The sequence below is a fragment of the Hydrogenophaga sedimenti genome, assembly GCF_051857515.1.
GTDB lineage: Bacteria > Pseudomonadota > Gammaproteobacteria > Burkholderiales > Burkholderiaceae_C > Hydrogenophaga.
Map to the genome: position 1 here is coordinate 209766 of NZ_JBPZHA010000008.1, position 25420 is coordinate 235185.

The following is a 25420-nucleotide window of genomic DNA, read 5'->3' on the forward strand; positions in this document are numbered from 1 at the left end:
ATCGCGCAGATGGCGGAGAGACGACAGAGAGGCCGTCGGCAAGCCCTTGTCGGGCAACGGTTTTTGGCCAAGCGGGGGTAAACCATGATGGCGGTGCAGGGGGTGGCTGTTCAGGATTTGCGGAAACCTGAACAGCCTCTGGATTACGCATTTGCGGAAACTCACCCGGTGCCGACGACCTGCCGTCGCCTTCTTCAAACCCCACGCTCCCATGCCCCTGACCCCTGCCATCGACCCCGCCAAACTGCTGGCGGGCCACCTGCATTTCTCGCCCGACGCCGGCCACATCCAGCTGTTCGATCAGCGCATGCTGCTGATGCAGGCCGAGTCGTTTGCCGAATTGCGGCGCGAACTCATCGTCAGCCTCGGCACCGCGAAAACGCGCGCGCTCATGATGCGGCTGGGGTACCAGCAGGGCTTTGATGACGGCCAGCGGGTGCGCGAACAACTGGGTCGCGCCGACCCCGCCGACGCGCTGGCGCTGGGGCCGCGCTTGCGCGAGATGGAAGGTTTTGTGCGCAACCAGCCGGTCGATGCGATGCAGGTCGACATCGCGCAGGGCCAGTTCTGGGGCGACTACTACTGGAGCGCGAGCTGGGAGGCCCAGGCCCACCTGGCGCACTGCGGCGTGAGCGGTTCACCGGCCTGCTGGACCATGGTGGGGTATGCCGATGGCTATTGCACCGCCGTGACCGGCATGCCCATCCACTGGCGCGAAGTGGAGTGCGTGGCCATGGGGCACGCGCGCTGCCGCGTCATCGGCCGGCCCTTGGTGGAGTGGCAATCCGAAGCGCTGCAGGACGGCGAAGACGACACCGACTACCTGCAGGTCGACACCTTCGTGGACCGCGTGGGGCGCCGCCGTTCGTGGTCGGCGCCGGGGGCTCATACCGCCGCCGCGGCATCGGCAGGTCAGCCCCCGGCCGCGCCCGCGAGCACGGTGGCCGACCCTGGCGACAACCTGGGTGGCTTCGTCGGCACCTCGGCCGGGTTTCGCGCGGTGGCCCACCTGGTGCGCCGCGTGGCGCCCACCCATTCGACCGTGCTGTTCCGGGGTGAAAGCGGCGTGGGCAAGGAATGCTTCGCGCGGGCGCTGCACTCCATCAGCCCGCGCGCCGCGGGGCCGATGATCACCATCAACTGCGCGGCCATTCCCGCCAACCTGGTCGAGGCCGAACTGTTCGGGGTCGAGCGCGGGGCCTACACCGGCGCCGACCGCGCGCGGCCCGGGCGCTTCGAACGCGCCGATGGCGGCACGCTGTTTCTCGACGAAATCGCCAGCCTGAGCCTGCCCGCACAGGGCAAGGTGCTGCGCGCGATCCAGGAGCGGGAGTTCGAACGGGTGGGCGGCACCGAAGTGCGGCGGGCCGACGTGCGCATCGTCGCCGCCGCCAACGTCGACCTGCGCAAGGAGGTCAGCGAAGGGCGCTTTCGCACCGACCTGTTCTTCCGCCTGAACGTGTTTCCGATCGAGATCCCGCCGCTGCGCGAGCGGCTGGAAGACATCCCGCTGCTGGTGGCCCTGTTTCTGGACCGCAGCGTGCGCCGCTGTGGCAAGGACGTGAAGGGCCTGAGCCCGCAGGCCTATGCAGCGCTGTGGGACTACGACTGGCCGGGCAATGTGCGCGAGCTGGAAAACATGATCGAACGCGGTGTCATCCTCGCGGAAGCGGGCGGCAGCATCGACGTGCAACACCTCTTTGCCGGCGGCGAAACCTTGCGCGGCACCACCTGGGGCCTGGGGCCAGCGGGCGATCTGGTGCGCGCCGGCGGGCATGGGCGCGCCGCGCCCGGCTTCCCGGTGCCAGGCGACGATTCGGCGGGCGACCTGCCCAGCCTGGTGGACCGGCTGCTGGACCAGCAGGCCGCGTTTACCGACATCGAGGCCATGCTGATCGACCGCGCCATCGATCGCTGCGGCGGCAACGTGTCGGCGGTGGCGCGGCTGCTGCAACTGCGGCGCGGTCAGGTGGAGTACCGCATCAAGCGGCGCGAAGCCGGGGGCTGAGGCCGGTTTTCAGGGGCGCGGGTCACTCGGGCAGGTGACAGACCGCTTCGATGTTGTTGCCCTCGGGGTCGATCACGAAGGCACCGTAGTAGTGGGGGTGGTAGTCGGGTCGCAGGCCGGGCGCACCGTTGTCCTTGCCGCCGGCGGCCATCGCCGCCTTGTAGAAGGCGTCCACCTGCGCGCGACTTTGTGCGCGCCACGCCAGATGGCAACCCGAAGTCGCCGCCGGCCCGCCGTAGGGCGAAGGCCCGTCGATGAACCAGACGTCGGCCTTCTTGCCGTCGGGCTCGGCGGGGTCCGGGTAGGCCAGGCCGAGGATGTTGGCGCCGTAGTTCCCTTCAAAGCAGACGCTGTAACCCAGCGGCCAGGGCCGCGCTGTAGAAGGCCTTGGCCTTGGCGATGTCCGTCACGCGAAACGTCATGTGGTCGAGCATGTGGGGTCCTTGAGTGGGTGTGGCGTGCAAGATCGCGCCACAAAACTGTACATACAGTTGTTTGGGGAAGGGCTTGCGCGGTCGGCTCGGCGCCGACCAGTGGCAGCGCTTCATTTGATCGCGGCCGAAGTCCGCACAAGGCTGGTGGCTGTCACTCGACCTCTCTGCAGGCCATCGTCGAGGCGCCTCCACCGGCCGCTCACTGGTCAAGGTGTCACGCGACCGCTCACGCTGCACTGGCGTCTTTGATGGAGCCGTTCGTTGACCGGGTTGATGTGCAGGCGATCCGCACCTATCAGGTGTCGTTTCACAGACGCCGCACAGTCACATCTACCGACCAAGCGTCCCCAAACGAAAACACCCCCGTCAACCTCCCCCCCCCCCTCCAGCTCACAAGCCTTTGTCAGCCCACCCGTGATCACCAGATCACCCGCCTCCAGCCGCTGACCAAACGCGGCCAGCTCCCGCGCCAGCCGCGCCACCGCGTCCAGCGGGTGGCCGTCGGCGTCGGCGCCCACGCCCTGGCCCAGCGTGTGGTGGCTGCCGTCGTGCAGGCGCACCGCAACGGTGCCCGCCGCCATCATGTCGGTCACCGGCAGGCGCGGCCCGACGACGACCTGGCCGGCGGACGAGTTGTCGGCGGTGTTCTGTTCGAGGTTGAAGCGGTAGCCGGTCCAGGTGGAGTGCACGACCTCGAGGCAGGCGTAGGCGCCCTCCACGGCGGCGGCCACGGTGTGGCGGTCGACGGGCGCGTGCCGCGCGTCGAGGGCGGTTTGGAGGCGCAGCCCGATCTCGGGTTCGACCCGCGGCTGCACCAGGCGCTCGTGCACCGCGTCGCCCGAGTTCAGCAGCATCCGGTCGGTCAGCGGCCCGATGTTGGGCCGGGCTATGCCCATCTGGCGGCGCATCACTTCCGACGTGTAACCCAGCTTCCACCCGACCACGCGCTCGCCGGCGGCCAGGCGCAGGCCGAGCAGCGCGCGCTGGATGGCGTAGGCGGTGGCGAGGTCGGGCGAGCCGACGGTGGCGTCGGCGTCCAGCGTGCGCCCGGCCTGGCGGGCGGCCCAGATCGCTTCGGCAAGTTGGGCCACCGTCTTCATCCCAGCCGCCCTCAGCCGATGGCACCGCCGCCCACGAACAGCACCTGACCGGTGATGTACGAGGCCTCGGGCGCGCCCAGGAAGCCGATGGCCGCGGCGATCTCTTCTGGTGTGCCCAGGCGGTTCATCGGCGTGTCGCGCAGCGACTGGGTGTAGATGGCTTTCATCCAGCCGGTCTCGGCCTCGCTCAGCGGCTGCGGGTTGCGCGGCACGATGCGCTGGCCGTTGTCGATGGCACCGGGTGAGACGCAGTTGACGCGCACGCCGAATTCGGCGAGTTCCATCGCCATGGCCACCGTCATCGCGTGCACGCCGCCCTTGGCCGCGGCGTAGGGCACGCGGTAGATGCCGCGGGTGGCGATGGAGCCGACGTTGACGATGGCGCCATCGCCCTGGCGCTTCATCAGCGCCGCCATTTCGCGGCAGCACCACAGCGTGGGCCAGAGCGAGCGGTTGATCTCGCGCTGCATCTCGTCGGGCGTGTATTCCCAGAACGGCTTGGCCCAGATGGTGCCGCCCACGTTGTGCACCGACACGTCGATGCGGCCGTGGGCCTGCAGGGCCGCCTGCACCACGGCCTGCGCGCCTTCGTGCTGCTCCAGGTCGGCGGCCACCAGCAGGCCCTCGCCGCCTGCAGCGGTGATCTGGTCGCGCACCGCCTCGCAGGGGCCGGCGGCGCGGTCCACCAGCACCACGCGCGCGCCCTCGGCCGCCATGCGCAGCGCGCAGGCCCGGCCGATGCCCTGCGCGGCGCCGGTCACGACGACCACGCGCCCCTGGTAGCGCTGGGCGGCGATTCCGGTCCTGGTCAGCGGCCGAGGTCTTTGGCGCTGACGCCCGCGATGCCCCAGTTCTCCTTGGGCATTTCGTGGATCCAGACGCGGATGGTTTCCTTCTTCGCGTCGATGGCCTCGTGCAGCGCCTGGGTGACCTTCTCGATCACGGCCTTCTTCTGCTCGGGCGTGCGGCCTTCGAGGATGTAGATCTGTGCGAACGGCATGGTGGTGATCCTGTGGTGGGTGTCAGTCGGCCTTGATGTTCTGCTTGCGGATCAGGGCGCCCCAGCGGTTGTTCTCGGCCTTGATGAAGGCGCCGAACTCCTGTGGCGTGGTGACCCGCAGCGTGCCGGCGATGTTGTCGAACGCGGTCTGCGCCTCGGCGGTTTTCGCACCCTTGGCCCAGGCGTCGTGCAGCTTCTGCACGATCGCGGCCGGCGTGGCCGCGGGCGCGACCAGGCCGAACCAGCTTTCGACCGCGAAGCCGGGGTAACCCGATTCGGAGACGGTGGGCACATCCGGCAGGGCCTTGGACCGCGTCGGCGAGGTCACCGCCAGCGCCTTGAGCTTGCCCGCGCGGACATGCTGCAGCGTGGTGGTCAGCGAGCTCTCGACGCTCATGATGATGGTGCCGGCGAGCAGGTCGGGCACGATCTGGCTGGAGCCCTTGTAGGGGATGTGCAGCAGGTCGATGCCCGCCGAGGTCTGCAGCAGTTCGGCCGCGAGGTGGTTGCTGGTGCCGATGCCCGAGCTGGCGTAGGCCAGCTTGCCGGGGTTGGCCTTCGCATAGGCCACCAGACCCTTGAGGTCGGAGAACGGGGCCGACGGATGGACCACGATGGCGCAAGGGGTGGTGCCGACCAGCGAGATGGGGGCGAAGTCCTTGTCGACATTGAAGGGCACCGACGCCATCAGGTGGGGCGCGATCGCCAGGCTGCTGATGGCCGAGAGCCCGATCGTGTGGCCGTCGGGGGCGGCCTTGGCGACCGCATCGGTGCCGATGTTGCCCGCGGCGCCGGCCTTGTTCTCGACCACGAAGGACTGGCCCAGCACGTCGCCCATGGCCTTGGCCGCGGTGCGGCCCATGACGTCGGTCGGTCCGCCCGGCGGGAAGGGCACGATGAGTTTGACGGGGCGGGCGGGGTAGCTGTCCTGTGCCCAGCCGTTCAGGTGGGTCAGCGCCATGCCGGCGCCTGCTGCGCCGATGAATTGTCTGCGGTCCATGTGTCTTCCTCAGGCGGCTTTTTTCTGCAGTTGCGCATCGCGCGCACGGGCCATGGTCATCGCGGTGTCTTCGATCATGTCTTCCTGGCCGCCGACCATCTTCTTGCGGCCCAGCTCGACCAGGATGTCGCGCGCCGACAGGCCGTACTTGACGGCGGCGCGCTTGGCGAACAGCAGGAAGCTGCCGTACACGCCCGCGTAGCCCAGCGTGAGCGCGTCGCGGTCGATGCGGATCGGGAAGTCCATGATCGGCGTCACCAGGTCTTCGGCCACGTCCTGGATCTTCCAGACGTCGACACCGGTGCTCACGCCCATGCGGTCGAGCACGGCGACCAGCACCTCCATCGGCGTGTTGCCCGCGCCCGCGCCCAGGCCGGCGGCGGCGGCGTCGATGCGCGTGGCGCCGCACTCGATGGCGGCGACCGAGTTGGCCACGCCCATGGCGAGGTTGTGGTGGCCGTGGAAGCCCAGCTCGGTCTCGGGCTTGAGCGCGTCGCGCACCGCCTGCAGGCGGACCTTCACGTCGCCGGGCAGCATGTAGCCGGCCGAGTCGGTGATGTAGATGCAGTTGGCGCCGTAGCCCTCCATCAGCCTGGCCTGTTTCACCAGGCCTTCGGGACTGTTCATGTGGGCCATCATCAGGAAGCCGACGGTGTCCATGTCGAGCTTCCGGGCGTAGGTGATGTGCTGCTCGCTCACGTCGGCCTCGGTGCAGTGCGTGGCGACGCGGATGGTGTGCACGCCCAGGCCGTGCGCCATCTTCAGGTGGTCGACGGTGCCGATGCCGGGCAGCAGCAGGGCCGAGACCTTGGCCTGCTTCATCAGCGGGATCACGGTGCCCAGGTACTCCTCGTCGCTGTGGGCCGGGAAGCCGTAGTTGACGCTGGAGCCGCCCAGGCCGTCGCCGTGGGTCACCTCGATCAGCGGCACACCCGCGGCGTCGAGGCCGCAAGCGATGCTCTTCATCTGGTCGAGTGTCATCAGGTGGCGCTTGGGGTGCATCCCGTCGCGCAGGGTCATGTCGTGCAGGGTGATTTTTTGTTGGCTCATGGGGTGCTCCGGATCAGGCGGCGACGGGTTCGAGCACGAGCTCGCCCTTCAGGATTTCTTCGGCAAACATCTCGGCGGTGCGCGCGGCGGCGGCGGTCATGATGTCCAGGTTGCCGGCGTACTTGGGCAGGTAGTCGCCCAGGCCCTCGACCTCCATGAAGACCGAGACGCGGTTGCCGTCGAAGACGGGGCCGTTGACCAGCTTGTAGCCCGGCACGTACTTCTGCACTTCCCGGATCATGTCGTGCACCGACTTCGTGATCGCGGCCTCGTCGGGCGTGCCTTCGACCAGGCAGTGCACCGTGTCGCGCATGATCAGCGGCGGCTCGGCCGGGTTGATCACGATGATGGCCTTGCCCTTCTTGGCGCCGCCCACCTTCTCGACCGCGCCGGCCGTGGTGCGGGTGAACTCGTCGATGTTCTTGCGCGTGCCGGGACCGACCGATTTGCTGGACACGGTGGCGACGATCTCGCCGTAGCTCACCGGCTGCACGCGGCTGACCGCGTAGACCATGGGGATGGTGGCCTGGCCCCCGCAGGTGACCATGTTCACATTCATCTCGCGCTGGCCGACGTGCTGCTTGAGGTTGACCGGCGGCACGCAGTAGGGGCCGATGGCGGCGGGCGTGAGGTCGATCATCATCGCGCCCTGTTCGTTGACCTTGCGCGAGTTCTCGGCGTGCACGTAGGCGCTGGTGGCGTCGAACACGATCTGCACGCCGTCGGCCTTCATGTGCGGAATCAGGCCGTCCACACCCTCGGCGGTGGTCTTGATGCCCATCTCCTTGGCGCGCTTGAGGCCGTCGGAGTTGGGATCGATGCCGACCATCCACACGGGTTCGAGCACGGGGCTGCGCTGCAGCTTGGCCAGCAGGTCGGTGCCGATGTTGCCGGGCCCGATGAGGGCGCACTTGATTTTTTTGGTCATGGGTTGACTCCTGGGGGAAGAAGAAAAAAGGTTCAGGTGAGCGTGCGCACCACGCCACCGTCCACCCGCAGCGCGGCGCCGGTGGTGGCGCTGGCCTGCGGGCTGCAGACGTAGGCCACCATGGCCGCCACCTCGTCGGGGCGGATGAAGCGGCGCAGCAGCGAGGTGGGCCGCGCTTCCCGGAAGAAGCGGGCCGCGGCTTCGTCGAAGCTCAGGCCCTGCTGTGTGGCGAGCGTGTCGAAGAAAGCGCGTGCGCCTTCGGTCAGCGTGGGGCCGGGCAGCACGCTGTTGACCGTGACGGCGGTGCCGGCGCAGCACTCGGCCAGGCCGCGTGCCACGGACAGCTGGGCCGACTTGCTCATGCCGTAGTGCACCATTTCGGCCGGCGGACAGATGCCCGACTCGCTGGAGATGAAGACGATGCGGCCGCGGTTGCGCTCCAGCATGCCCGGCAAGGCGGCGCGTGAAAGTCGCACGCCGCTCATCACGTTGACCTCGAACAGGTGCTGCCAGTCGGCGTCGGCGATCTGCTCGAAGGGCTTGGGCTCGAAGATGCCAAGGTTGTTGACCAGGATGTCCACATCGGCCAGCCGGGTCGCCACCTGCTCGCAGCCGGCGGCGGTGCCCAGGTCGGCGGCGATGCCGGACACCTCGGCCTGCGGGTGCTGTTGGCGCAGGGTCTGCAGGGCGCGCTGCACCGACGCCTCGCCGCGGCCGTTGAGCACCACATGGGCGCCGTCGGCCAGCAGGGCCTGGGCGATGGCCAGGCCGATGCCGGCGGTCGAGCCCGAGACGAAGGCGGTCTGCCCCGCCAGGGGGCGTGGTGCCGGGCTCATGGGCGCCCTCCTGCGGGCGGACGGGCGTGCAGCCAGCCTGCCAGCCAGCGGGTCAGGCGCGGCGCCACCACCCAGGTCATGAGCAGCACCACCAGCGCGGTGATGACCATGGTGCGCGGCACCAGCGGCCAGTCGGCCAGCAGCGGCGCCACGGTGAGGAACAGCAGCAGCACGGTCGGGAAGATGCCCAGCCAGGTCACGGCCGCCACCTTCCAGCGCGGCGGCGGCGCCTTGGTGGTGCTGCCCGCCGGCGCGAACCAGTAGTCCAGCCCGCTGACCCGGCGCATCTCCTGCGCACCGACGGTGTGGGGTGCGACCTGCGCGAGCCAGCGGGCCCGCTCGGGCGAGTCCTGCCAGGCGGCCAGGTGCGCGTCGTTGTCGAAGGCGAAGACCACGTGGTAGAGCAGGGGCTCGTCGCCGCCGCCGGCCTCGCCAGGGCGCACCAGCTGGCCGCCCAGGTGGCCGGGGAAGTGGGTGGCCGCCTCGATCATGCCGGCCATGGCCGACTCGAAGGCGGTCACGCCTTCGGGGGCGACCCGGCGCGTGACCAGCACGGTCACGGCGCGCGACGGGGTGGCGGGTGCGTTCATGGGTGCAGGCGGCTCAGGGCGGCGCTCAGACGAAGCGCATGCCGACCGTGCCCAGGTCCTGGAAGCGCACGTTCACGCTGTCGCCGGCCTGCACCGCAATGGCTTCGGTCACGCCGCCGGTCATGATGAAGCTGCCCGCCGGGATCTCCTGGCCGCGCGCGCCCAGGTGGTTGGCCAGGGCAGCGATGGCGGCGGCAGGGTGGCCCATCACGGCGGCGCCGGCGGCCATGGCCACGATCTGGCCGTTCTTCTCCAGCACCACGCCCAGCGTGCGCAGGTCCAGGTCTTCCACACGGCGGGCGCGCCCGCCGATCACGAAGCGCGAGGCCGAGGTGTTGTCGGCGATCACGCTCTTGAGGTCGAACTTGAAGTCGCGGTAGCGGCTGTCGATGATCTCCACGCCGGGGATCACGAAGTCGATCGCGGCCATCACGGCGCCGACGTGGCAGCCCGGGCCCTTGAGCGGCGCCTTGGTGACGACGCAGATCTCGGCCTCGACCTTGGGGTGGATGAGTTCGGCCGTCCGGATATCGCTGCCTTCGGCGCAGGCCATGTAGTCGCTGACGAAGCCGAAGACCGGCGTTTCCACGCCCATCTGCTTCATCTTGGCGTAGGAGGTCAGGCCGCACTTGAGGCCCACCGTCTTGTGGCCGCGTCCTTCCTTGCGCGCGCGGATCAGGTCCTGGATCGCGTAGGCGTCGTCCCAGTCCATGTCCGGGTGGTCGTCGGTGATCTTGGTGACGTCGTGCGCCTTCAGCTCGGCGTTTTCCAGGTGCTCGGCCAGTTGGGCGAGGGTGTTCTTGTCGAGTTTCATGTGGTTGTTTCCTTCCCGCTCAGGCGACGAAACGCACCGACGTGCCGCCCAGGCCGCCGACGCTGCAATACAGGCTGTCGCCCGCTACCACCGGCACCAGCGGCGACTGCGAGCCCGAGAGGATGATGTCGCCGGCCTTGAGGCCGATGCCCAGACGGCCGAGCGTGTTGGCCAGCCAGGCGACCGCGTTGACCGGCGAGCCCTGCACCGATGCGCCGCAGGACGTGCTGATGATTTCGCCGTTCTTCTCCAGCACCATGCCGGCCAGCGCGAGGTCGAGGTCGCGCGGGCTCTTGCGCAGGCCGCCGAGCGTGAGCACGCCACACGACGCGTTGTCGGCCACGGTGTCCTGGATCTTGATCTTCCAGTCCTTGATGCGGCTGTCGACGATCTCGAAGCAGGGCATCACGCAGTCGGTGGCGCGCAGCACGTCGGCCGCGGTGACGCCGGGGCCTTCGAGGTCGCGCGCCAGGATGAAGGCGACCTCGGCCTCGGCCTTGGGCGCGATCATGGTGCCCACCGGGATGGGCTGGCCTTCGTTGTAGACCATGCCCGAGAGCAGGTGGCCGAAGTCGGGCTGGTTGACCTTGAGCATGTCCATCACGACCTTGCTCGTCACGCCGATTTTCTTGCCCACCACGCGCTCGCCCGCGTCCAGGCGGCGCTGGATCATGCGCAGCTGGATCTGGTAGGCGTCCTCGATGGTGATGTCCGCTTCGCGGTCGGTCAGCGGAGCGACGGGTTGGCGGTCGAGCAGCGACTGGTAGAGCTCGTCGCCGTAGTGCTGGATCTTCTGTTTGTCCATGATGCGTATCCGATGAGTGAAAAGGTCAGGCGGCGGCCCGGGCGTCGGCTTCGGCGAGGAAGTTCGACACCAGCTGGACGAAGCGTGCGGCGTGTTCGATCTGCGTCCAGTGGCCGCAGTGGCCGAACACGTGCAGCTGGCTGTTGGGAATCCACTGGCTCAGCGTCAGCGAGGTCTGCAGCGGAATCACCTGGTCTTCGCGGCCGTGCACGATCAGGGTCTCGTGCGGCAGCGCGCGGATGGCGGCCTCGGGGCTGGCCATGGCATCGACCCAGCGCTGGCGCGGGGCGGGGAACATGGCCGAAAACGATTCCTGGAAGCCGGGGCGGACGCTGGCCTGGTAGCGCAGCTCGGCCAGCTCGTCGGTGATCAGGCCCCGGTCGTGGGCGAACACGTCCATGATGCGCTTCATGTTGTCCAGCGACGCCTCGTAGCCCCAGACCGCATCCAGGCCCGGCGTGATCGGGAAGGGCACGCCGACCGAGCCCATGAGCACCAGACGGCGCACGCGCTGCGGCGCGCGGATCGCCAGCGCCAACGAGAGCGCACCGCCAAAGCTGTTGCCGACCACGTCGGCTTTCTCGACGCCCATCGCGTCCATGACATCCAGCGCCTGCTGCACCCAGGTGTCCATGTTGTAGGTCATGCCGGCGGGGCGGTCGGTGTAGCCGAAGCCCACCATGTCGGGCGCGATCACGCGGCGGTCCTTTGCGATGACCGGCATGGCGAGGCGCCAGTTGGCCCAGGCGCTCACACCCGGACCGGAGCCGTGGATGAACAGCACCGGAGGCTGTCCCGGCTTGGAGCTGCCGAGGTCGTGCACGTTGGTGTTGAAGCTGCCTGTGCGAACGCTCAGCGCAATTTCAGGGTTGTGTGGGGCATTCATGTGTCTTGTCCTTGAGGTCTTTGCGTTGAAGGGGCGGCGAGTGGGCCGGGACGACTGGTTCCGTTCATGTCCCCCGTCGGTCGCTGCGCGCCCGCCTCCTCCTTTACTTCACTGCACCAGTCGCCCCGGCCCACTCGCTGTCGGCGCACGAGGCCGTTCGTCCAGGGCCGCGCAGCGGCGCAGGGGGGAGATCACAGCTTCACCATCACGTTGCGGAGTTCCGTGTAGAACTCCAGCGAGTGCACGCCGCCTTCGCGGCCGATGCCCGAGGCCTTGCTGCCGCCGAAGGCGGTGCGCAGGTCACGCAGGAACCAGCTGTTGATCCAGCACAGGCCGACTTCGATGGCCGCGGCCATCCGGTGCGCCTTGCCCAGATCCTGCGTCCACACGGTGGTGGCCAGGCCGTAGTCGGTGGCGTTGGCCAGGGCAATCGCTTCCTCTTCGGTGTCGAAGGGCGCGATGTGGCAGCAGGGGCCGAAGATTTCTTCGCGGATCACGCTGGCGCTTTCGGGCAGGCCGGTCCAGATGGTCGGTTGGACGAAGTGGCCGTTGGCGTACTCGCCCGTCATGGCCGGTTCGCCGCCGCCGGTGATCACGGTCGCACCCTCGGCCTTGGCCTTGGCGTAGTAGCCCATGACCTTCTGCTTGTGCTCCGCAGAGATCAGCGGGCCGATGCCCACGCCCGGCATGTCGGGGCCGCCGATCTTCAGGCCTTCGGCCTTGGCTTTCAGTGCCGCGACGAACTTGTCGAAGATCGGGCGCTGCACGTACACGCGCTCGGTGCCCAGGCAGACCTGGCCGCAGTTCTCGAAGGCGCTGCGGGTGATGCCGGCGATGGCCTTGTCGAAGTCGGCGTCGGCGAACACGATGCCGGCGTTCTTGCCGCCGAGTTCGAACGACACCGGGCGCACACCCTTGGCGGCGGCGGCCATGATGGCTTCACCCGTGCGGGTCTCGCCGGTGAAGGTGATGCCGTTGACACCCGGGTGCTTGGTGATGAATTCGCCGGCCGAGCCTGGGCCGAAGCCGTGCAGCACCTGGTACACGCCCTTGGGCACGCCGACCGCGTTCATCACCTCGCCCAGCAGGGTCGCGGTGGCGGGGGTTTCCTCCGAGGGTTTGACGATGACGGTGTTGCCGCAGGCCAGGGCCGGGCCGACCTTCCAGGTCATCAGCAGCAGCGGCAGGTTCCAGGGGCAGATCACGCCGACCACGCCCAGGGGCTTGCGCAGACCGTAGCTGATGGCCGTGCCGCCGTCGGGCGTGGTCATCTGGAAGCTCTCGGTCGGCACGTTCTTGACGATGTCGGCAAAGATCTTGAAGTTGGCCGCGCCGCGTGGGATGTCGATGTGCGAGGCCAGCGAACGCGGCTTGCCGGTGTCGGCCAGTTCGGCGGCCAGGAAGTCGTCGAAGCGGCGGTTGATCTCGTCGGCCACCGCGTGCAGCAGCTCGGCGCGCTTGACCACGCTCATCGTGCCCCACTCGCCCTTGAGCGCGGCACGGCCCGCGGCCACGGCGGCGTCGACCTCGGCCTGGCCGGCCTCGTGCACCTGGCCGACCACTTCATTGGTGGCCGGGTTGCGGTTGTCGAAGGTCTTGGCGGTGGCGACGAATTCGCCGTTGATGAAGTTCAGGAACTGTTTCATGGTGCGTGAGTGAGATGAAAAATCAGTCGAGGCCCAGGGCTTTCAGGCCGGCGCGGGCGCAGGCCTCGTCCTGCTCGGCCGAGCCGCCGGAAACACCGATACCGCCAATGCGCTGGCCGTCGGTCACGACCGGCAGGCCGCCGCCGAACAGCACCAGGCGCTGGCGCTGGTTCAGGCCGATGCGCAGCAGCTCGTCGTCACCGATGACGCCGCCCCATTGCGAGGTGGGAAAGCCGAAGCTCGCGGCGGTGTAGGCCTTGTCGATCGCGATGTCGATCGAATGCAGGAAGGCATTGGGCATGCGCAGAAAAGCGGCCAGCGTGCCCGAGGCATCGGTCACGGCCACATTGATGCGAATGCCCAATGCCTCCGCGTGCGCCACCGCCGCCTGACAGGCCATCGAAGCCGCAGATGCGGTGATGACGGAAGAGGGAACAGAGAGAGCGGATGTCATAAGAAGAAGCGGCGAGAGAAAGGTGACTCCGGTTCGAGGGGCACCGAGGAACCGGCTCCGCCGGGCCTCAGGTGCCGTCCCCCCTCCAAGCGCCGAAGGCGCGCCAGAGAGGGGGGAAGCCGCGTCAGCGGCGCAGGGGGGAGATCACGTGTACACCTCGGTGAAAGACGGCACCAGATTGCCCGTGTGATAGAAAATCCCGCTGCCCATCTGGTCTTCGGTCCAGGTTGTCACCGGCCGGTCGCGCTGGGCCAGGTAGCCCAGGCCGGCGAAGGTCTCATTGCGGTTGCCGCTGGGATCGAAGAAGTAGATGGTTTCGCCGCGCGTGATGCCGTGGCGGGTGGGGGCCACGTCGATGCGCGTCTTGGTCTTGGCCATCACGTCGGCGGACTTGAGCACGTCGTGCCACGAGTCCAGGAAGAAGGCGATGTGGTGCAGGCCGCTGCGCGGGCCGCCCACGAAGGCGATGTCGTGCGGCGTGGTGGTGCGGGCCATCCAGGTGGCCGCCTGCATGTTGCCTTCGGGTCCGACCAGCACCTGCTCGGTCAGGAAGAAGTCCAGTGCCTCGGTCATGAAGCGGGTGTTGTCGGCCACGGTGTTGATGCCGGCCTCGGGATTCATCTCGCACATCAGCAGGCAGTGGTCCAGCCAGTGAGCGCCCGCGCCCTTGAGGCCGTCGGGCCAGGGGTCGGGGTTGGTGCTGCCCACGTCGGTGCCGACAAACTCCTTGCTGGCATAGAGGCGCATTTCGTGCCCGCTGGGCAGCTTGAACTGCAGCATGCGGCCGGTCGAGGGCAGGGTGCCTTCGTCGAGCATGGTGGTCTTCACGCCCCAGGCCTCGATCTTCTGCTGAAGCGCTTCAAGGTCGGCTTCCTTTTCGACCTTGTAGGCCAGGTGGTTCATGCCGGCCTGGTCCGATGGGGTCAGGATGACCGAGTACTTGTCCCATTCGTCCCAGCACTTGAGGTAGACGTTGCCCGCCTTGTCCTTCATGGTGGTCTTCATGCCCAGCACGTTCTCGTAGTGCCGGACGGCCGCGTCGATGTCCATCACTTTCAGGCTGGCGTGCCCGATGCGCATCACACCCATGTTTTGTCTCCTTGGGGTTGGTTACTGCTGTTGAATCGAAGGGCTGGCAGTCGCAGACTCTGCGCGCCCCTTGGAAAACGGTTTTCTCAACTTGCCGGCCACTTCGAGGTTCACCGGCGTCTGGGGCGCCACGCGGCAGGCCAGCGTGTAGCCCTGGTTCTCTTCGTCGAGCGTCACGTGTGCACGGCTGATCGGCCCCAGGGCCTTGATCTGTCCCTCGACGATGCGGACCTTGCAGACCCCGCAGCCGCCGTTGACGCAGCCCACCGGGATGCCCTTGCGGCCGAGCCGGACCATGCCCGTCAGCAGGCTTTCGTTGCCGGCACAGGGATAGGTCTCGTCCGTCTGGGCGACGTGCACGGCGAACTTGGGGCGGGAATCAAACAGGGACATGTCTCAGTTCTTCTTCAACGCAGCAGCTTCAGCTGCCAAAGATAGGGCGGAGCGGTCATACCGTCCAATACCGAATTTTTGCGACCCTATACTGGTGAGGTATTGCGAACCGAACCAGGAGGCCCCATGGATCTCAAAGACATGCGCCAGTTTCTGGCGGTCGCCGAAGAGCGCAACTTCACCCGCGCGGCCGAGCGCCTGCACATGGCGCAGCCGCCGCTGTCGCGCCAGATCAAGGCGCTGGAAGACGAGATGGGTGCGCCGCTGTTCCTGCGCACGCCGGCCGGTGTGGAGCTGACCGAGGCGGGCCAGGCGCTGCTGGACGAGGTGCCCAACCTGCTGCACCTGGCGCAGCGCGCGGCCGAGCGCACGCGGCGCGCGGCGCAGGGGCTGACCGGACAGCTCGACGTGGGCATCTACGGCTCGGGCGTGCTGGACGTCATTCCCCGCGTGCTCGCGAAGTTCCACGCGCAGCGGCCCGAGGTGCGCATCGCGCTGCACAACCTCACCAAGTCCGAGCAGCTGCAGGCGCTGCGCGAACGGCGCATCAGCGTGGGCTTCAACCGACTGGTCCCGCCCGAGCCGGACCTGGTGGTCGAGTCGGTGCTGCGCGAGCCGCTGCTGGTGGCGATGCACGAAGCGCACCCGCTGGCGCAGCGCAGGCAGGTCGGGATGGCCGACCTCGACGGGCTGCCCATGATCCTCTACCCCAACGAGGCCATCCACGGGCTGGCGCAGGAAGTGGCCGAGGCCTTCCGCCAGGAAGGCGTGCGGCTGGCGGTCGAGCAGGACGTCGAGGACGTGGTGACGGCCGTGGCCCTGGTGGCCAGTGGCTTCGGGCTGACCATCGCCACCCGGTCGGCCGCCAGCCTGCGCCTGCCGGGCGTGGTGTTCGTGCCCTTGCGCAGCCGCCACCTCAAGGACCTGGAGTTGAGCTGCCTCTACCGGCGCGGCGATCCGTCGCCGGTGCTGGCCATGTTCCTGGAGGTGGTGCGTGCGCATGGGAAGAGCGAAACGAAGGGCGGCAACGGCCTCAGACCTGCCTGAACAGCGGGCTGCGGGCGGCCTGCGCGTCGGCCGCCGATAGGAACTTCTCGGTGTAGATGTCGCGCTCGAACAGGCGGCCCTGCATCAGGGTGGAGATGCAGGCCTCGATCATGGGCGGCGGCCCGCACAGGTAGGCCTTCTGGCCCGCAAAGCTGCCGCCGAAATGCGCCTTGGCCGCTTCGTGCACGAAGCCGCGGAAGCCGTCCCAGTCCGAGCCCTCGGGCTCGTGCGAGAGCGCCGGCACGTACGTGAAGTTGGCGTGCTGTTCGGCGAGCGCGCGGAACTCGGCGTCGTAGTACAGCTCCTCGTGCGAACGCTGGCCGTAGACCAGGGCGATGGGCAGCGTGCAGCCGCGCGAGAGCAGGTCCACGATCATCGAGCGCGGGCTCGACAGCCCCGAGCCGCCGGCCATGAACAGCATCGGCTGGCGCGCCGACTCGCGCACGAAGAAACGGCCGTAGGGGCCGGCCACGCGCAGGCGGTCGCCGGCCTTGAGCTGCTCGTGCAGCCAGGTGGTGCCGGCGCCGCCGGGCAGCTTGCGCACGTTGAGCTCGATGCCCTTCGTGGCGGCCACGTCGGCGGGGTGATTGGCGATCGAGAAGGCGCGGCTGCCCACACCCGGGATCTCCACCTGTACGTACTGCCCCGCCTGGAAGTCGATGGCCTTGTCCAGCTGCAGGTGGATCGCCTTGATGGTGGGCGTGAGGTCCTCGACGCGGCTGACCGTGGCCGCGAAGTCGCGCACCGGGATCACGCGCGCATCGGGTTCCTCGTCGATGTCGGCCTCGATGGTGGTGTCGGCCTGCAGCGTGGCGCAGCAGGCCAGGGTCTTGCCGTCGTCGCGCTCGAAGTCCATCAGCGCGAACGGGTTGGCCGCGCCGTGGTCCACCTCGCCATCGCAGACCTGCACCTTGCAGGTGCCGCAGAGGCCGTGGCCGCAGGCGTGCGGCAGGTAGAGACCCTGCCGCAGCACCGCGTCCAGCACCGTCTGGCCTTCTTCGACCTCGATGGTCGTGCCCAGCGGCTCGATCGTCAGTTGGTAGCTCATGGCCGGATCAGCTGAACGAACCTTTGATCCCTGTGAGCCCAGGGGTTCTGAAGCGGATCGCGTCCTTGTGCACCAGGCCGTTCTCGGCCAGCGACTTGGCCTGGTCGGGCGTCCAGGGCTGGCCGTTCTTCTTCCACTCGACCTGGGCCCAGTCGATCTTGGCGAAGTCCGGGTGGTAGCCGTAGATGCCGGGCAGCACCGCGGCCGACAGTGCGCCGAACGGGGTGTCCGGCGGCAGCGGCAGGCAGACGGGGGCGCAGAACATCAGGTGGTCTTCCCAGCCGATGTAGAGCAGCGGGGCGGGGAAGTTCTCGCGCACATCCCTGGGCGTGAACTCGTAGGGGGCGATGGCGACGACGCTCATTTCGAGTCTCCTTTCCACATCGCAAAGTTCTTCTGGTCTTCCGAACCTTCGAAGTCGAAGTTGTCGCGGCCGACTTCCATCTCGTAGTACTTGAGCACGGCCATCAGCGGGTCGAAGCCCTCGGCGGTCGGGTCGGTGCCTTCGGGGAAGCAGTGGCCCTGGTAGATCTGGTGCACCGGCAGCCAGCTCTGCACGTACTTCTCGGGCTCGTGGTCGAAGATGCTCTTGCAGTGGTCGCTGCAGAAGTGGTACTTGTAGGCCTTGTAGTCGCTGTCGCGGTAGCAGATCTTGCTGGGGTCACCCTCTTCGGTGAACAGCATCGGGACCTGGCAGGTGGTGCACAGCATCGGCAGCGTCATGTTGTAGAAGCGCTTGCCTTCGGCGGCCTGGTCGCGCCAGAACTCCCAGCGCGGGCGGTAGTACTTGTCGAAGGTCTCGGGGTACTTCTCGCTCAGCCAGGCCAGTTCGTCTTCCTTGGGCACCCAGGTGTGGAACGGGGCGGCGCCGTTGTAGTTGTAGAAGGTGGCCCAGGCCTGGTGGCTGATGTGGTCCTTGCCTTCGCAGGCCTGCTTCCAGCCGGCCGGCTCGCGGATGCCGTAGCGCGCCAGGTCCTTGAACAGGGCGCCGCCGTTTTCTTCGGCGTACATCTCCCAGGCTTCCTTCCAGCTCATCACGCGCTTGGGCAGCATGTAGTCCTGCATCATCGCGACCAGGGTCAGCAGGCGGTAGCCGCGCCAGAACCACTTGTCGATCCAGCGCTGCACGATGGGCACGTTGTCCGGGTCCTGCTCCAGCAGGAACTTGATGCACTCGATGCCCAGCGTCATGTGGCGGCTCTCGTCGCTCTGCGCGCTGAAGCCGAAGGTCACGGTGGACATGTCGCCGTTGTGCGCCGCGCCGCTCATGAAGGGCACGAACAGCAGGTTGGTCAGCACGTACTCGAAGCTGAAGCTGACGGCGGTGAGGAACTCGAACGGGCCGCCGGTGCAGGCGTCTTCGAAGAAGCTCTTGGGCACCGACAGGTACCACACGCGGTCGTACCAGTGGTTCGAGTGGTGAATGCCGTTGAAGTACTTGTTGTAGTGGCTGATCGCGTGCGTCTCGGTCTGGTAGTGGCGCAGCTCGTCGATGGACTGCATCTGCGCCGCGACGCGGGCGCCTTCGCCGGTGAACTGGCGGCCCACATGGGCGAAGCCGCGGTGTGCGTAGTACTCCAGCGGCGTCACGCCCTGGATGAACAGCTTGAGCGCGTTGACGTAGCGCGCGTCGGACACGCCGAGCTGGCCGTTGTTCTGCGCGAAGGCCTCGATGACGGCGTAGAGCTTCTTCTCCTTCTCGCCCTGATACTTCCAGTAGGCGTCCATGGTCAGGCGGAACGGGTCCTGCCACTTGTCCCAGTCGTGGATCTTGATGCCCTCGTACTTGTCGTACGGGAACACCTTGTCCATTGGCTGGTAGCTGGTCTCCCAGCCCAGGCCGCGGGTCATGGCGGCGTAGCGTTCTTTCAGGCCGAGCTTCTTGCTGGCAACACGGGTGTCCATGCGTTGTCTCCTTCTGCGTTGTGTTCAGTGCTTCCAGCTCAGCGTGAGCTGGTCGTCGTCCTCGTCGATGTAGCCCGAGAGGGTGACGAGGTTGACGTGGATGGCTTGCAGGTCGTAGGGCCGGCCGGTGAGGCCTTCGATGGTTTCGCGGCGGATGGTCAGGCTGCCGGGCGCATTGATCTTGACCAGGCCGGTCGGGTGGGTCAGCACCGCGTTCGGGTTGTCGGCCACGATGGCGTCGATCACCGGACGGGACTCTTCGTTGTGCTGGAAGGCGATGAATACGTCGGACATGTTGTGGTCTCCTGTTCAGGCCTGGTCAGGCGGTGACGCCGGACTTGGCCAGCCGCGCCTGGAGCTGCACGCGGGCGTCGCTCAGCACGGTTTCTCCGGTCTCGCCCAGGGCCAGGCGGGCGATGGGCGAGAGGGCGGCCTGGGCGCGGTCCATCCAGTGGCCGGCCCAGTCGCGCAGCAGCGCGCGGTTGGCGTCCGACTCGGCGCCCGCGGCCTTGATGACGGCGTCGATCCAGCGCGCGCTCTCGTCGTGCCACTCGGGCATGAAGCTGGTCAGCATCGCGACGGCGGTGCCGCCCTGCAGGGCAACGTGGTCGTCGACGAAGCCACCGTAGATCAGCGGGTACAGCAGGCCGTCGAGCGCGAAGTTCTGCGCCACGAACAGCTCAAACGGGTCCTGGACCACGAAGCTGTCTTCGACCAGGCGGCGCAGGCCCTGCCACTCGGGCGCGTCCAGCCAGGCCTGCTTGCCGTCTTCGAGCGATTGGGGTTCGCCCAGGGCCAGGCCCAGGCGGGTCAGGTACTGCGCTACGCCCAGGTTGTCCATCGCGTGGAACATGGCCGGTGCGGTGAAGGCGGTGCCGTAGCCGTAGGCGCAGATCGAGGCGTTGTTCATGTTGGCGCCCCAGGCCGCGTGGCGCAGCGGCATCAGCACGGACAGTGCCTTCTCGCGCACGGCGTCGGGCATCTTGCCGACCATGCCGCGCTGCTCGACGAACTGGAAGTTGGCCTCGACCGCGTCCTGCTGGCGGGCGCGGGTCATGGTCCAGGTCGCGTAATAGAACTGGCGCGGGTCCTTGAGCACGTACCAGTCGGCCAGCACGATCTTGCTGCGGCTGGCGTCGAAGAGTTCGTGGCCCGGGTCCCAGGTCGGCCGGTAGTGGAAGTTGACCATCGGCTGGGCGCCGAAAGTGGCCTCCTGGTAGCGGCTGGCGGTTTTGTCGCCGCCGATGTATTTCGCCACGTGGGCGTAGGTCTGGCGCAGCGGCGTGATCTCCCGCGCCTGCAGGTCGATGTTCATCGGTGCTTGTCTCCGTTGGAATGGTTGTTGAACGGCTCTCGGGAACTCAGGTGTCCAGACGCTGCACCCGGTTGTTGGCGCAGAAGGCCTCGAAGGCCTGGGCCGGCAGCATCAGCTCCACCGCCAGCTCCGGCCAGCCGATCGAGAACTCGAAGCTGACCTGGCCGTCGGCGCGCCGCTCCAGCACCCGCACGTACCGCAGCGTGGTGTCGCAGACGGGCAATCGGGTATCGGGTTCTGGCGTCATGGTGTCGGGCGGGTTCGTTGGACCCTCGCCCTTTCGCACGGGACATGCCAGTTGGCCCGGCGTTGGTCAAAAATCTCGATATTTCAGGGAAATCCCCTAGAAATCCGACCGCCAGAGGCTTGTGTGCCGTGCAGCATTTGCATGGCTCTGGCCAGGTCGATAGCGCCTGCAATGCTTGCCGGCCGGTCCATAGCGGCATTCGTTCACGATTTGGACAGCCTTGCTAGCGCCGGTTTGCTCAAATGATCAAGCTGGCACGGGATGGAGAACCGCTTGCCCATCGGACGGGATGTCCCGAAAATATCGAGATTCACGGGGCGGCAGTCCCCGATCCCGGAGACACGCTTGGACCATTCCCTGACCTATCCCCCCGACGCCGATCTGCGGCGCCTGCTGCGCTTCGAGCCCGACAGTGGCGCGATCTGGCTGGGCGAGCGCCGCATGGTGCTGCTGCACACGGCGGCGCTGACGGCGCTGCGCCACGACCTCATCACCTCGGTCGGCAAGGAGCACGCGCGGCGGCTGCTGACCCGCATGGGTTACGCCTGTGGGCTGCACGACGCGGGCTTCGCGGCCAAGACGCGCGGCTCGAAGACGCTGGAAGACATGTTCCTGGTCGGGCCGCAGCTGCACATGCTCGAGGGCGCGGCGCGCGTGACACCGGTGCGGCTGGAGATGAACGCCGCCGCCGGCCAGTTCGAGGGCGAGTTCCGCTGGGACGATTCCTGGGAGGCGCACGCCCACCGACTGAAATACGGTGTGGTCGACGAACCGGCCTGCTGGACCCTGCTGGGCTACGCGAGCGGCTACACCAGCGCCTTCATGGGCCGGCTGATCCTGTTCAAGGAAACGAAGTGCTCGGCCTGCGGCGACGACCATTGCCAGATCGTCGGCCGCCCGATCGACGAATGGCCCGACGGCGACGCGCACCGGCAGTACTTCGAGGACGACTCGCTGCTGGAGAAGATGGCCGCGCTGAGCCAGCAGGTGGAGGCGCTCAAGAGCAGCCTGGAGCCGGCCGAGTCGGGCGGCATGCTGGTCGGCACCTCGCCGGGCTTCCAGCGCGCGCACGACCTGATGCACCGCGCCGCCAGCACCCAGGTCACCGTGTTGCTGACCGGCGAGACGGGCGTGGGCAAGGAGCGTTTCGCGCGCGCGCTGCACGCGCACTCCGAGCGCGCCGCCGGGCCGTTCGTGGCGGTCAACTGCGCCGCCCTGCCGGCCGAGCTGATCGAGGCCGAACTGTTCGGGGTCGAGAAGGGCGCGTTCACCGGCGCCCACGCGGCGCGCGCCGGCCGCTTCGAGCGTGCCGAGGGCGGCACGCTGTTTCTCGACGAGGTCGGCGATCTGCCGATGCCGGCCCAGGCCAAGCTGCTGCGGGTGCTGCAGGAGGGCGAGATCGAGCGCCTGGGCAGCGAGAGCACGCGCAAGGTCAATGTGCGTCTGGTGACGGCGACCAACGTCAATCTGGAGAGCGCGGTGGCGCGTGGCCAGTTCCGCCGCGACCTGTTCTACCGCCTGAACGTCTACCCGATCTGCATCCCGCCGCTGCGCGAACGCCAGTCGGACATCGAGCCGCTGGCGGGCCACCTGCTGGCGCGTTTTTCCGCGCTGCACCACAAGCGGCTGGACGGGTTCAGCGACCGCGCGCTGCAGGCGCTGGTGAAGCACGACTGGCCGGGCAACGTGCGCGAGCTGGAGAACCTGGTCGAGCGCGGCGTGATCCTGGCGGCGCAGGGCGGCGTGATCGAGGCCGAACACCTGTTTCCCAACCAGCCCGACGTGGCCCACGACGGGCTGGACCCGCAGGGGCGCCTGGCCCGCCGCGCGCCGCAGGACGAGGAGCTGCTGTGCGAGCGCGTGCTCGACAGCGGCATGCCGATCGAGTCGCTGGAGGCCCGGGTGCTGGCGCTGGCGGTCGAACGCAGCCGCGGCAACCTCTCGGGCGCGGCGCGCCTGCTGGGCCTGTCGCGGGCGCAGCTGGCCTACCGCCTCAAGCGCGAACAAGCCACCGACACTCCCTGAACACCATGCTGCAAGACCTGCTCCAACCCGTCCACGCCGCCGGCCCCGCGCCGCGCAGCGAAGAACCCGAGCCGCGCACCCTCACCGAGCGCGCCTACCGCGGCCTGCGCCACGACATCGTCTGCGGCCGGCTCGAACCCGGCCAGCGGCTGCGCGTCGAGCACCTCAAGGACGACTACGGCGTCGGCGCCGGCACCTTGCGCGAGGCGCTGGCGCTGCTGGTGTCCGATGCGCTGGTCACGGTGGAGGGCCAGCGCGGCTACCGCGTCAGCGCGATTTCGCTGGACGACCTGCGCGACCTGACCGACACCCGCGTGCGGCTGGAGACCGAGGCGCTGCGCCAGTCGATCCGGGCGGGCGATGCGGCCTGGGAGGCGGCGGTGCGCGAGAGCTACGAACGCCTGAGCGAGGCCGAGGCGCAGGGCGCCGGGCGCGACCCGGAACACTGGGAGCGCGCCAACCGCCGCTTTCACGAAGCGCTGATCGCCGGTCACTGCTCACCCTGGACGCGGCATCTGCTGGACATCCTCTACCGCCACGGCGAACGCTACCGGCATGTCGCGATCCGCCTGGGCGCCACGCCGGGTTTCGACCGCGACGTGCACGCCGAACACGAAGGCATCTGCACGGCCGCGCTGTCGCGCCAGGAAGCGCGCGCGGCGCTGGCGCTGGAGGCGCACATCCGGCTGACCTGCGACCTCCTCACGCGCCACGCGGAGGTGGCGGGGCAGCCGCTGTCCGCGGCCTGAGCGCTCAGGCGCCCAGCGCCGGAAACAGCTTGACCAGGCCGGCCGCCATCACCTCGACCGCCAGCGCGGCCAGGATCAGGCCCATCAGCCGCGTCATCACGTTGATGCCGGTCTGGCCGAGGAAGCGGGCGATCGGCTTGGCCAGCGCGAAACACACGGCGGTCGCCAGACCCACGACCACGCCGTAGCCGACCAGCGCCGCGTGCTGGAAGAAGGTCTTGGCCTGGTCGGCGTAGATCACCACCGTCGACATGGTGGCCGGACCGGTCAGCAGCGGAATGGTCAGCGGCACCACCGCGATCGAGGCCTTGGTGGCCGCGTCGTCGACCTCGCCCTGCGTCGCCTTGGCCTCGGCCGGCTGCGCGTTCAGCATCGACAGCGCCGAGGTCAGCAGCAGCATGCCGCCGCCGACCTGGAAGCTCGCCAGCGAGATGCTGAAGAACTCCAGGATCTGCAGGCCGATCACCGCGCAGATCGCGATCACCGCGAAGGCGCTGAACGAGGAAATCAGGATGGTGCGCTTGCGCTGCGCCGAGCTGAAGCCCTGCGTGTAGTGGATGAAAAAGGGCACGATGGCCAGCGGGTTGACGATGGCCAGCAGGGTGATGAGGGGCTTGAAATCCATCCCGCTATTGTGCGGGCTCCCTGCGGCGGAACATGCCATAGCCCTCCATGTGCAGGACCTTGTCGCCGTGCTGGTTGAACATCTCCCAGACCGTGCGCACCAGGCCCACATCCGGTCGCTTGGTCATGCCGCGCTTCTCGGTGATGGTGTGCTGCAGGCGCAGCACGTCGCCCGGGTAGACCGGCTTGGTCCACTTCAGACTCTCCAGGCCCGGCGAGCCGAGGCTGGAGGTCTGGTGCAGGAAATTGGTGACCATCAGCCGCATCGCCATCGCGCAGGTGTGCCAGCCGCTGGCGCTCAGGCCGCCAAAGACCGAAGCCTTGCCGGCGGCCTCGCTCAGGTGAAACGGCTGCGGGTCGAACTGCGAGGCGAAGGCGATGATCTCGTCGCGCGTCGGCGAGATCGTGCCCAGGTCGCGCGTCTGGCCGACCTCCAGGTCTTCCCACCAGATCTGGATGTGCGGGCTCTGTTCGGGGGTGGTGGCGGTCATGGGATCTCCGTGGTTTGTGTGGTGTTTCGCCGCCGGGCCGCCCCAAGGCGAAACGCGCCCCCTCGGGGGGCAGCGACCCGCGCAGCGCTGGAGCGTGGGGGCACGGTGTCAGCGTCCTCCGGAAACGTCCATCAGGGTCATCGTCGTATAGCTCGCGGCGTCCGACAGCAGCCAGACGATGGCCTGCGCCACCTCGTCGGCCGTGCCGCCGCGCTGCATCGGCACCAGGTGCTTGAGGTCGTTCACCCGGTCGGGCAGGCCGCCCGAGGCATGGATCTCGGTCTCGATCAGGCCCGGGCGCACGGCGTTGACGCGGATGCCTTCGGCCGCGACCTCCTTGGCCAGGCCGATGGTGAAGGCGTCGATGGCCCCCTTGCTGGCCGCGTAGTCGACGTACTGGCCCGGGGAGCCCAGGCGCGAGGCGGCGCTGGAGAGGTTGACGATCGACCCGCCCTCGCCGCCGTGCCGCGTGCTCATGCGCCGCACCGCTTCGCGGGCGCAGAGAAAGCTGCCGAACACGTTGATGTCGAACATGCGCTTCCAGCGCGCGGCGCTCATCTGGTCCACGCGCTCGGTCACGTCCACCACGCCGGCGTTGTTCACCAGCCCGGTCAGACGCCCCAGCTTGGCGTCGACCTTCTCGAACATGCGCAGCACCTGCGCCTCGTCGCTCACGTCGGCCTGCACCGTGATCGCCGAGCCGCCGCGCTCGCGGATGCCGCGCACGACTTCGTCGGCGGCCAGCGAATTGCCCTGGTAGTTCACCGCCACCGACCAACCGGCGCGCGCGGCCAGCCGCGCGGTGGCCGCGCCGATGCCCCGGCTGCCGCCGGTGACCAGCAACACGCCTGCAGTTCCTGTGCTCATCCCGTTTTCCTCCTGCCGGACATTCCGTTTGCGGTTACAACACGCCTCTGTCGAAACTTAACGCAGGTC

At 68.2% G+C, this 25420-nt stretch carries 28 protein-coding genes and 1 pseudogene; 4 read left to right on the plus strand and 25 right to left on the minus strand.

Annotated features, from left to right (window positions below; translation table 11 throughout):
• Nucleotides 1-211: 211 nt before the first annotated feature.
• Complete coding sequence (locus tag ACS5NL_RS14845) at nucleotides 212-2008, plus strand: sigma-54-dependent Fis family transcriptional regulator (RefSeq protein WP_133155587.1); 1797 nt, start codon at nucleotides 212-214, stop codon at nucleotides 2006-2008.
• Between the two features lie 22 nt (nucleotides 2009-2030).
• On the opposite strand, the pseudogene ACS5NL_RS14850 reads toward ACS5NL_RS14845, so the two are convergent.
• The 16 genes and pseudogenes from ACS5NL_RS14850 to ACS5NL_RS14925 form a co-directional block, all read right to left on the minus strand.
• A pseudogene (locus ACS5NL_RS14850) lies at nucleotides 2031-2442 on the minus strand (VOC family protein).
• A gap of 206 nt (nucleotides 2443-2648) precedes the next feature.
• Nucleotides 2649-3533 carry a 2-keto-4-pentenoate hydratase gene (locus ACS5NL_RS14855; RefSeq protein WP_439354691.1) on the minus strand — a complete coding sequence of 295 codons (885 nt, stop codon included), beginning with the start codon at nucleotides 3531-3533 and terminating at the stop codon, nucleotides 2649-2651.
• Between the two features lie 20 nt (nucleotides 3534-3553).
• The gene (locus ACS5NL_RS14860) at nucleotides 3554-4339 is read right to left on the minus strand and encodes a 1,6-dihydroxycyclohexa-2,4-diene-1-carboxylate dehydrogenase (protein ID WP_439354735.1); all 786 of its coding nucleotides are present in this window, start codon (nucleotides 4337-4339) and stop codon (nucleotides 3554-3556) included.
• An 11-nt stretch (nucleotides 4340-4350) separates the two neighbouring features.
• Nucleotides 4351-4542 carry a 2-hydroxymuconate tautomerase gene (gene thmT / locus ACS5NL_RS14865; RefSeq protein WP_008328882.1) on the minus strand — a complete coding sequence of 64 codons (192 nt, stop codon included), beginning with the start codon at nucleotides 4540-4542 and terminating at the stop codon, nucleotides 4351-4353.
• A 22-nt stretch (nucleotides 4543-4564) separates the two neighbouring features.
• Nucleotides 4565-5542, minus strand: a complete 978-nt coding sequence (locus ACS5NL_RS14870; protein ID WP_439354694.1) for a Bug family tripartite tricarboxylate transporter substrate binding protein — start codon at nucleotides 5540-5542, stop codon at nucleotides 4565-4567.
• Nucleotides 5543-5551: 9 nt separating this feature from the next.
• Nucleotides 5552-6592: a 4-hydroxy-2-oxovalerate aldolase gene (dmpG, locus tag ACS5NL_RS14875; protein WP_439354696.1), complete on the minus strand. Its 1041-nt coding sequence runs from the start codon at nucleotides 6590-6592 to the stop codon at nucleotides 5552-5554.
• Between the two features lie 13 nt (nucleotides 6593-6605).
• On the minus strand, nucleotides 6606-7520 hold the full coding sequence (locus tag ACS5NL_RS14880; RefSeq protein WP_439354698.1) for an acetaldehyde dehydrogenase (acetylating): 915 nt from the start codon (nucleotides 7518-7520) through the stop codon (nucleotides 6606-6608).
• 32 nt (nucleotides 7521-7552) lie between these two features.
• Entirely contained in the window at nucleotides 7553-8356 is an 804-nt protein-coding gene (locus ACS5NL_RS14885) for an SDR family NAD(P)-dependent oxidoreductase (RefSeq protein WP_060984467.1), read from the minus strand.
• The gene (locus ACS5NL_RS14890; protein ID WP_439354700.1) at nucleotides 8353-8946 is read right to left on the minus strand and encodes an antibiotic biosynthesis monooxygenase; all 594 of its coding nucleotides are present in this window, start codon (nucleotides 8944-8946) and stop codon (nucleotides 8353-8355) included. Before ACS5NL_RS14890 ends, ACS5NL_RS14885 begins: the two co-directional genes overlap by 4 nt.
• Nucleotides 8947-8971: 25 nt before the next feature.
• On the minus strand, nucleotides 8972-9760 hold the full coding sequence (gene dmpH, locus ACS5NL_RS14895) for a 2-oxo-3-hexenedioate decarboxylase (protein ID WP_439354702.1): 789 nt from the start codon (nucleotides 9758-9760) through the stop codon (nucleotides 8972-8974).
• A gap of 19 nt (nucleotides 9761-9779) precedes the next feature.
• Nucleotides 9780-10565 (minus strand): 2-oxopent-4-enoate hydratase, encoded by a 786-nt coding sequence (gene dmpE, locus ACS5NL_RS14900; protein WP_439354704.1) that lies wholly within the window; start codon nucleotides 10563-10565, stop codon nucleotides 9780-9782.
• Between the two features lie 25 nt (nucleotides 10566-10590).
• Nucleotides 10591-11451 (minus strand): alpha/beta fold hydrolase, encoded by an 861-nt coding sequence (locus ACS5NL_RS14905; protein WP_439354706.1) that lies wholly within the window; start codon nucleotides 11449-11451, stop codon nucleotides 10591-10593.
• Between the two features lie 191 nt (nucleotides 11452-11642).
• Complete coding sequence (locus tag ACS5NL_RS14910; protein ID WP_439354708.1) at nucleotides 11643-13097, minus strand: 2-hydroxymuconic semialdehyde dehydrogenase; 1455 nt, start codon at nucleotides 13095-13097, stop codon at nucleotides 11643-11645.
• 22 nt (nucleotides 13098-13119) lie between these two features.
• Entirely contained in the window at nucleotides 13120-13551 is a 432-nt protein-coding gene (locus ACS5NL_RS14915) for a GlcG/HbpS family heme-binding protein (protein ID WP_066786844.1), read from the minus strand.
• Between the two features lie 144 nt (nucleotides 13552-13695).
• Entirely contained in the window at nucleotides 13696-14640 is a 945-nt protein-coding gene (locus tag ACS5NL_RS14920; RefSeq protein ID WP_439354710.1) for a catechol 2,3-dioxygenase, read from the minus strand.
• Between the two features lie 21 nt (nucleotides 14641-14661).
• Nucleotides 14662-15033, minus strand: a complete 372-nt coding sequence (locus ACS5NL_RS14925; protein WP_079366529.1) for a 2Fe-2S iron-sulfur cluster binding domain-containing protein — start codon at nucleotides 15031-15033, stop codon at nucleotides 14662-14664.
• A 126-nt stretch (nucleotides 15034-15159) separates the two neighbouring features.
• Between ACS5NL_RS14925 and ACS5NL_RS14930 the strand changes: the two genes are divergently transcribed.
• On the plus strand, nucleotides 15160-16080 hold the full coding sequence (locus ACS5NL_RS14930; protein ID WP_066786854.1) for a LysR family transcriptional regulator: 921 nt from the start codon (nucleotides 15160-15162) through the stop codon (nucleotides 16078-16080).
• On the opposite strand, the gene ACS5NL_RS14935 is transcribed toward ACS5NL_RS14930, so the two are convergent.
• From ACS5NL_RS14935 to ACS5NL_RS14960, 6 genes are read right to left on the minus strand one after another with little or no spacing between them, the layout of a single operon-like run.
• Entirely contained in the window at nucleotides 16067-17128 is a 1062-nt protein-coding gene (locus ACS5NL_RS14935) for an NADH:ubiquinone reductase (Na(+)-transporting) subunit F (protein ID WP_439354711.1), read from the minus strand. The genes ACS5NL_RS14930 and ACS5NL_RS14935 overlap by 14 nt on opposite strands.
• A 7-nt stretch (nucleotides 17129-17135) precedes the next feature.
• The gene (locus ACS5NL_RS14940) at nucleotides 17136-17492 is read right to left on the minus strand and encodes a phenol hydroxylase subunit P4 (RefSeq protein WP_439354712.1); all 357 of its coding nucleotides are present in this window, start codon (nucleotides 17490-17492) and stop codon (nucleotides 17136-17138) included.
• Nucleotides 17489-19033, minus strand: coding sequence for an aromatic/alkene/methane monooxygenase hydroxylase/oxygenase subunit alpha (locus ACS5NL_RS14945; RefSeq protein ID WP_439354713.1), 1545 nt, complete (start codon nucleotides 19031-19033; stop codon nucleotides 17489-17491). Before ACS5NL_RS14945 ends, ACS5NL_RS14940 begins: the two co-directional genes overlap by 4 nt.
• 24 nt (nucleotides 19034-19057) lie before the next feature.
• Nucleotides 19058-19327, minus strand: a complete 270-nt coding sequence (locus ACS5NL_RS14950) for an MmoB/DmpM family protein (RefSeq protein WP_008344278.1) — start codon at nucleotides 19325-19327, stop codon at nucleotides 19058-19060.
• 25 nt (nucleotides 19328-19352) lie between these two features.
• A complete protein-coding gene (locus ACS5NL_RS14955; RefSeq protein ID WP_439354714.1) occupies nucleotides 19353-20348 on the minus strand; it encodes an aromatic/alkene monooxygenase hydroxylase subunit beta in 996 nt (331 codons plus the stop codon).
• A gap of 46 nt (nucleotides 20349-20394) precedes the next feature.
• The gene (locus tag ACS5NL_RS14960; RefSeq protein WP_439354715.1) at nucleotides 20395-20595 is read right to left on the minus strand and encodes a phenol hydroxylase subunit; all 201 of its coding nucleotides are present in this window, start codon (nucleotides 20593-20595) and stop codon (nucleotides 20395-20397) included.
• A gap of 345 nt (nucleotides 20596-20940) precedes the next feature.
• Here ACS5NL_RS14960 and ACS5NL_RS14965 point away from each other — a divergent pair, with 345 nt between their 5' ends.
• Nucleotides 20941-22620 carry a sigma 54-interacting transcriptional regulator gene (locus ACS5NL_RS14965; protein ID WP_439354716.1) on the plus strand — a complete coding sequence of 560 codons (1680 nt, stop codon included), beginning with the start codon at nucleotides 20941-20943 and terminating at the stop codon, nucleotides 22618-22620.
• Between the two features lie 5 nt (nucleotides 22621-22625).
• The gene (locus ACS5NL_RS14970) at nucleotides 22626-23369 is read left to right on the plus strand and encodes a GntR family transcriptional regulator (protein ID WP_439354717.1); all 744 of its coding nucleotides are present in this window, start codon (nucleotides 22626-22628) and stop codon (nucleotides 23367-23369) included.
• A gap of 4 nt (nucleotides 23370-23373) precedes the next feature.
• Here the strand turns inward: ACS5NL_RS14970 and ACS5NL_RS14975 are convergent, their stop codons facing one another.
• From ACS5NL_RS14975 to ACS5NL_RS14985, 3 genes are all read right to left on the minus strand, one after another.
• A complete protein-coding gene (locus tag ACS5NL_RS14975; protein ID WP_439354718.1) occupies nucleotides 23374-23994 on the minus strand; it encodes a MarC family protein in 621 nt (206 codons plus the stop codon).
• Between the two features lie 4 nt (nucleotides 23995-23998).
• Complete coding sequence (locus ACS5NL_RS14980) at nucleotides 23999-24484, minus strand: MaoC family dehydratase (protein WP_439354719.1); 486 nt, start codon at nucleotides 24482-24484, stop codon at nucleotides 23999-24001.
• Nucleotides 24485-24592: 108 nt separating this feature from the next.
• Nucleotides 24593-25351, minus strand: coding sequence for an SDR family oxidoreductase (locus tag ACS5NL_RS14985; RefSeq protein ID WP_439354720.1), 759 nt, complete (start codon nucleotides 25349-25351; stop codon nucleotides 24593-24595).
• Nucleotides 25352-25420: the final 69 nt, after the last annotated feature.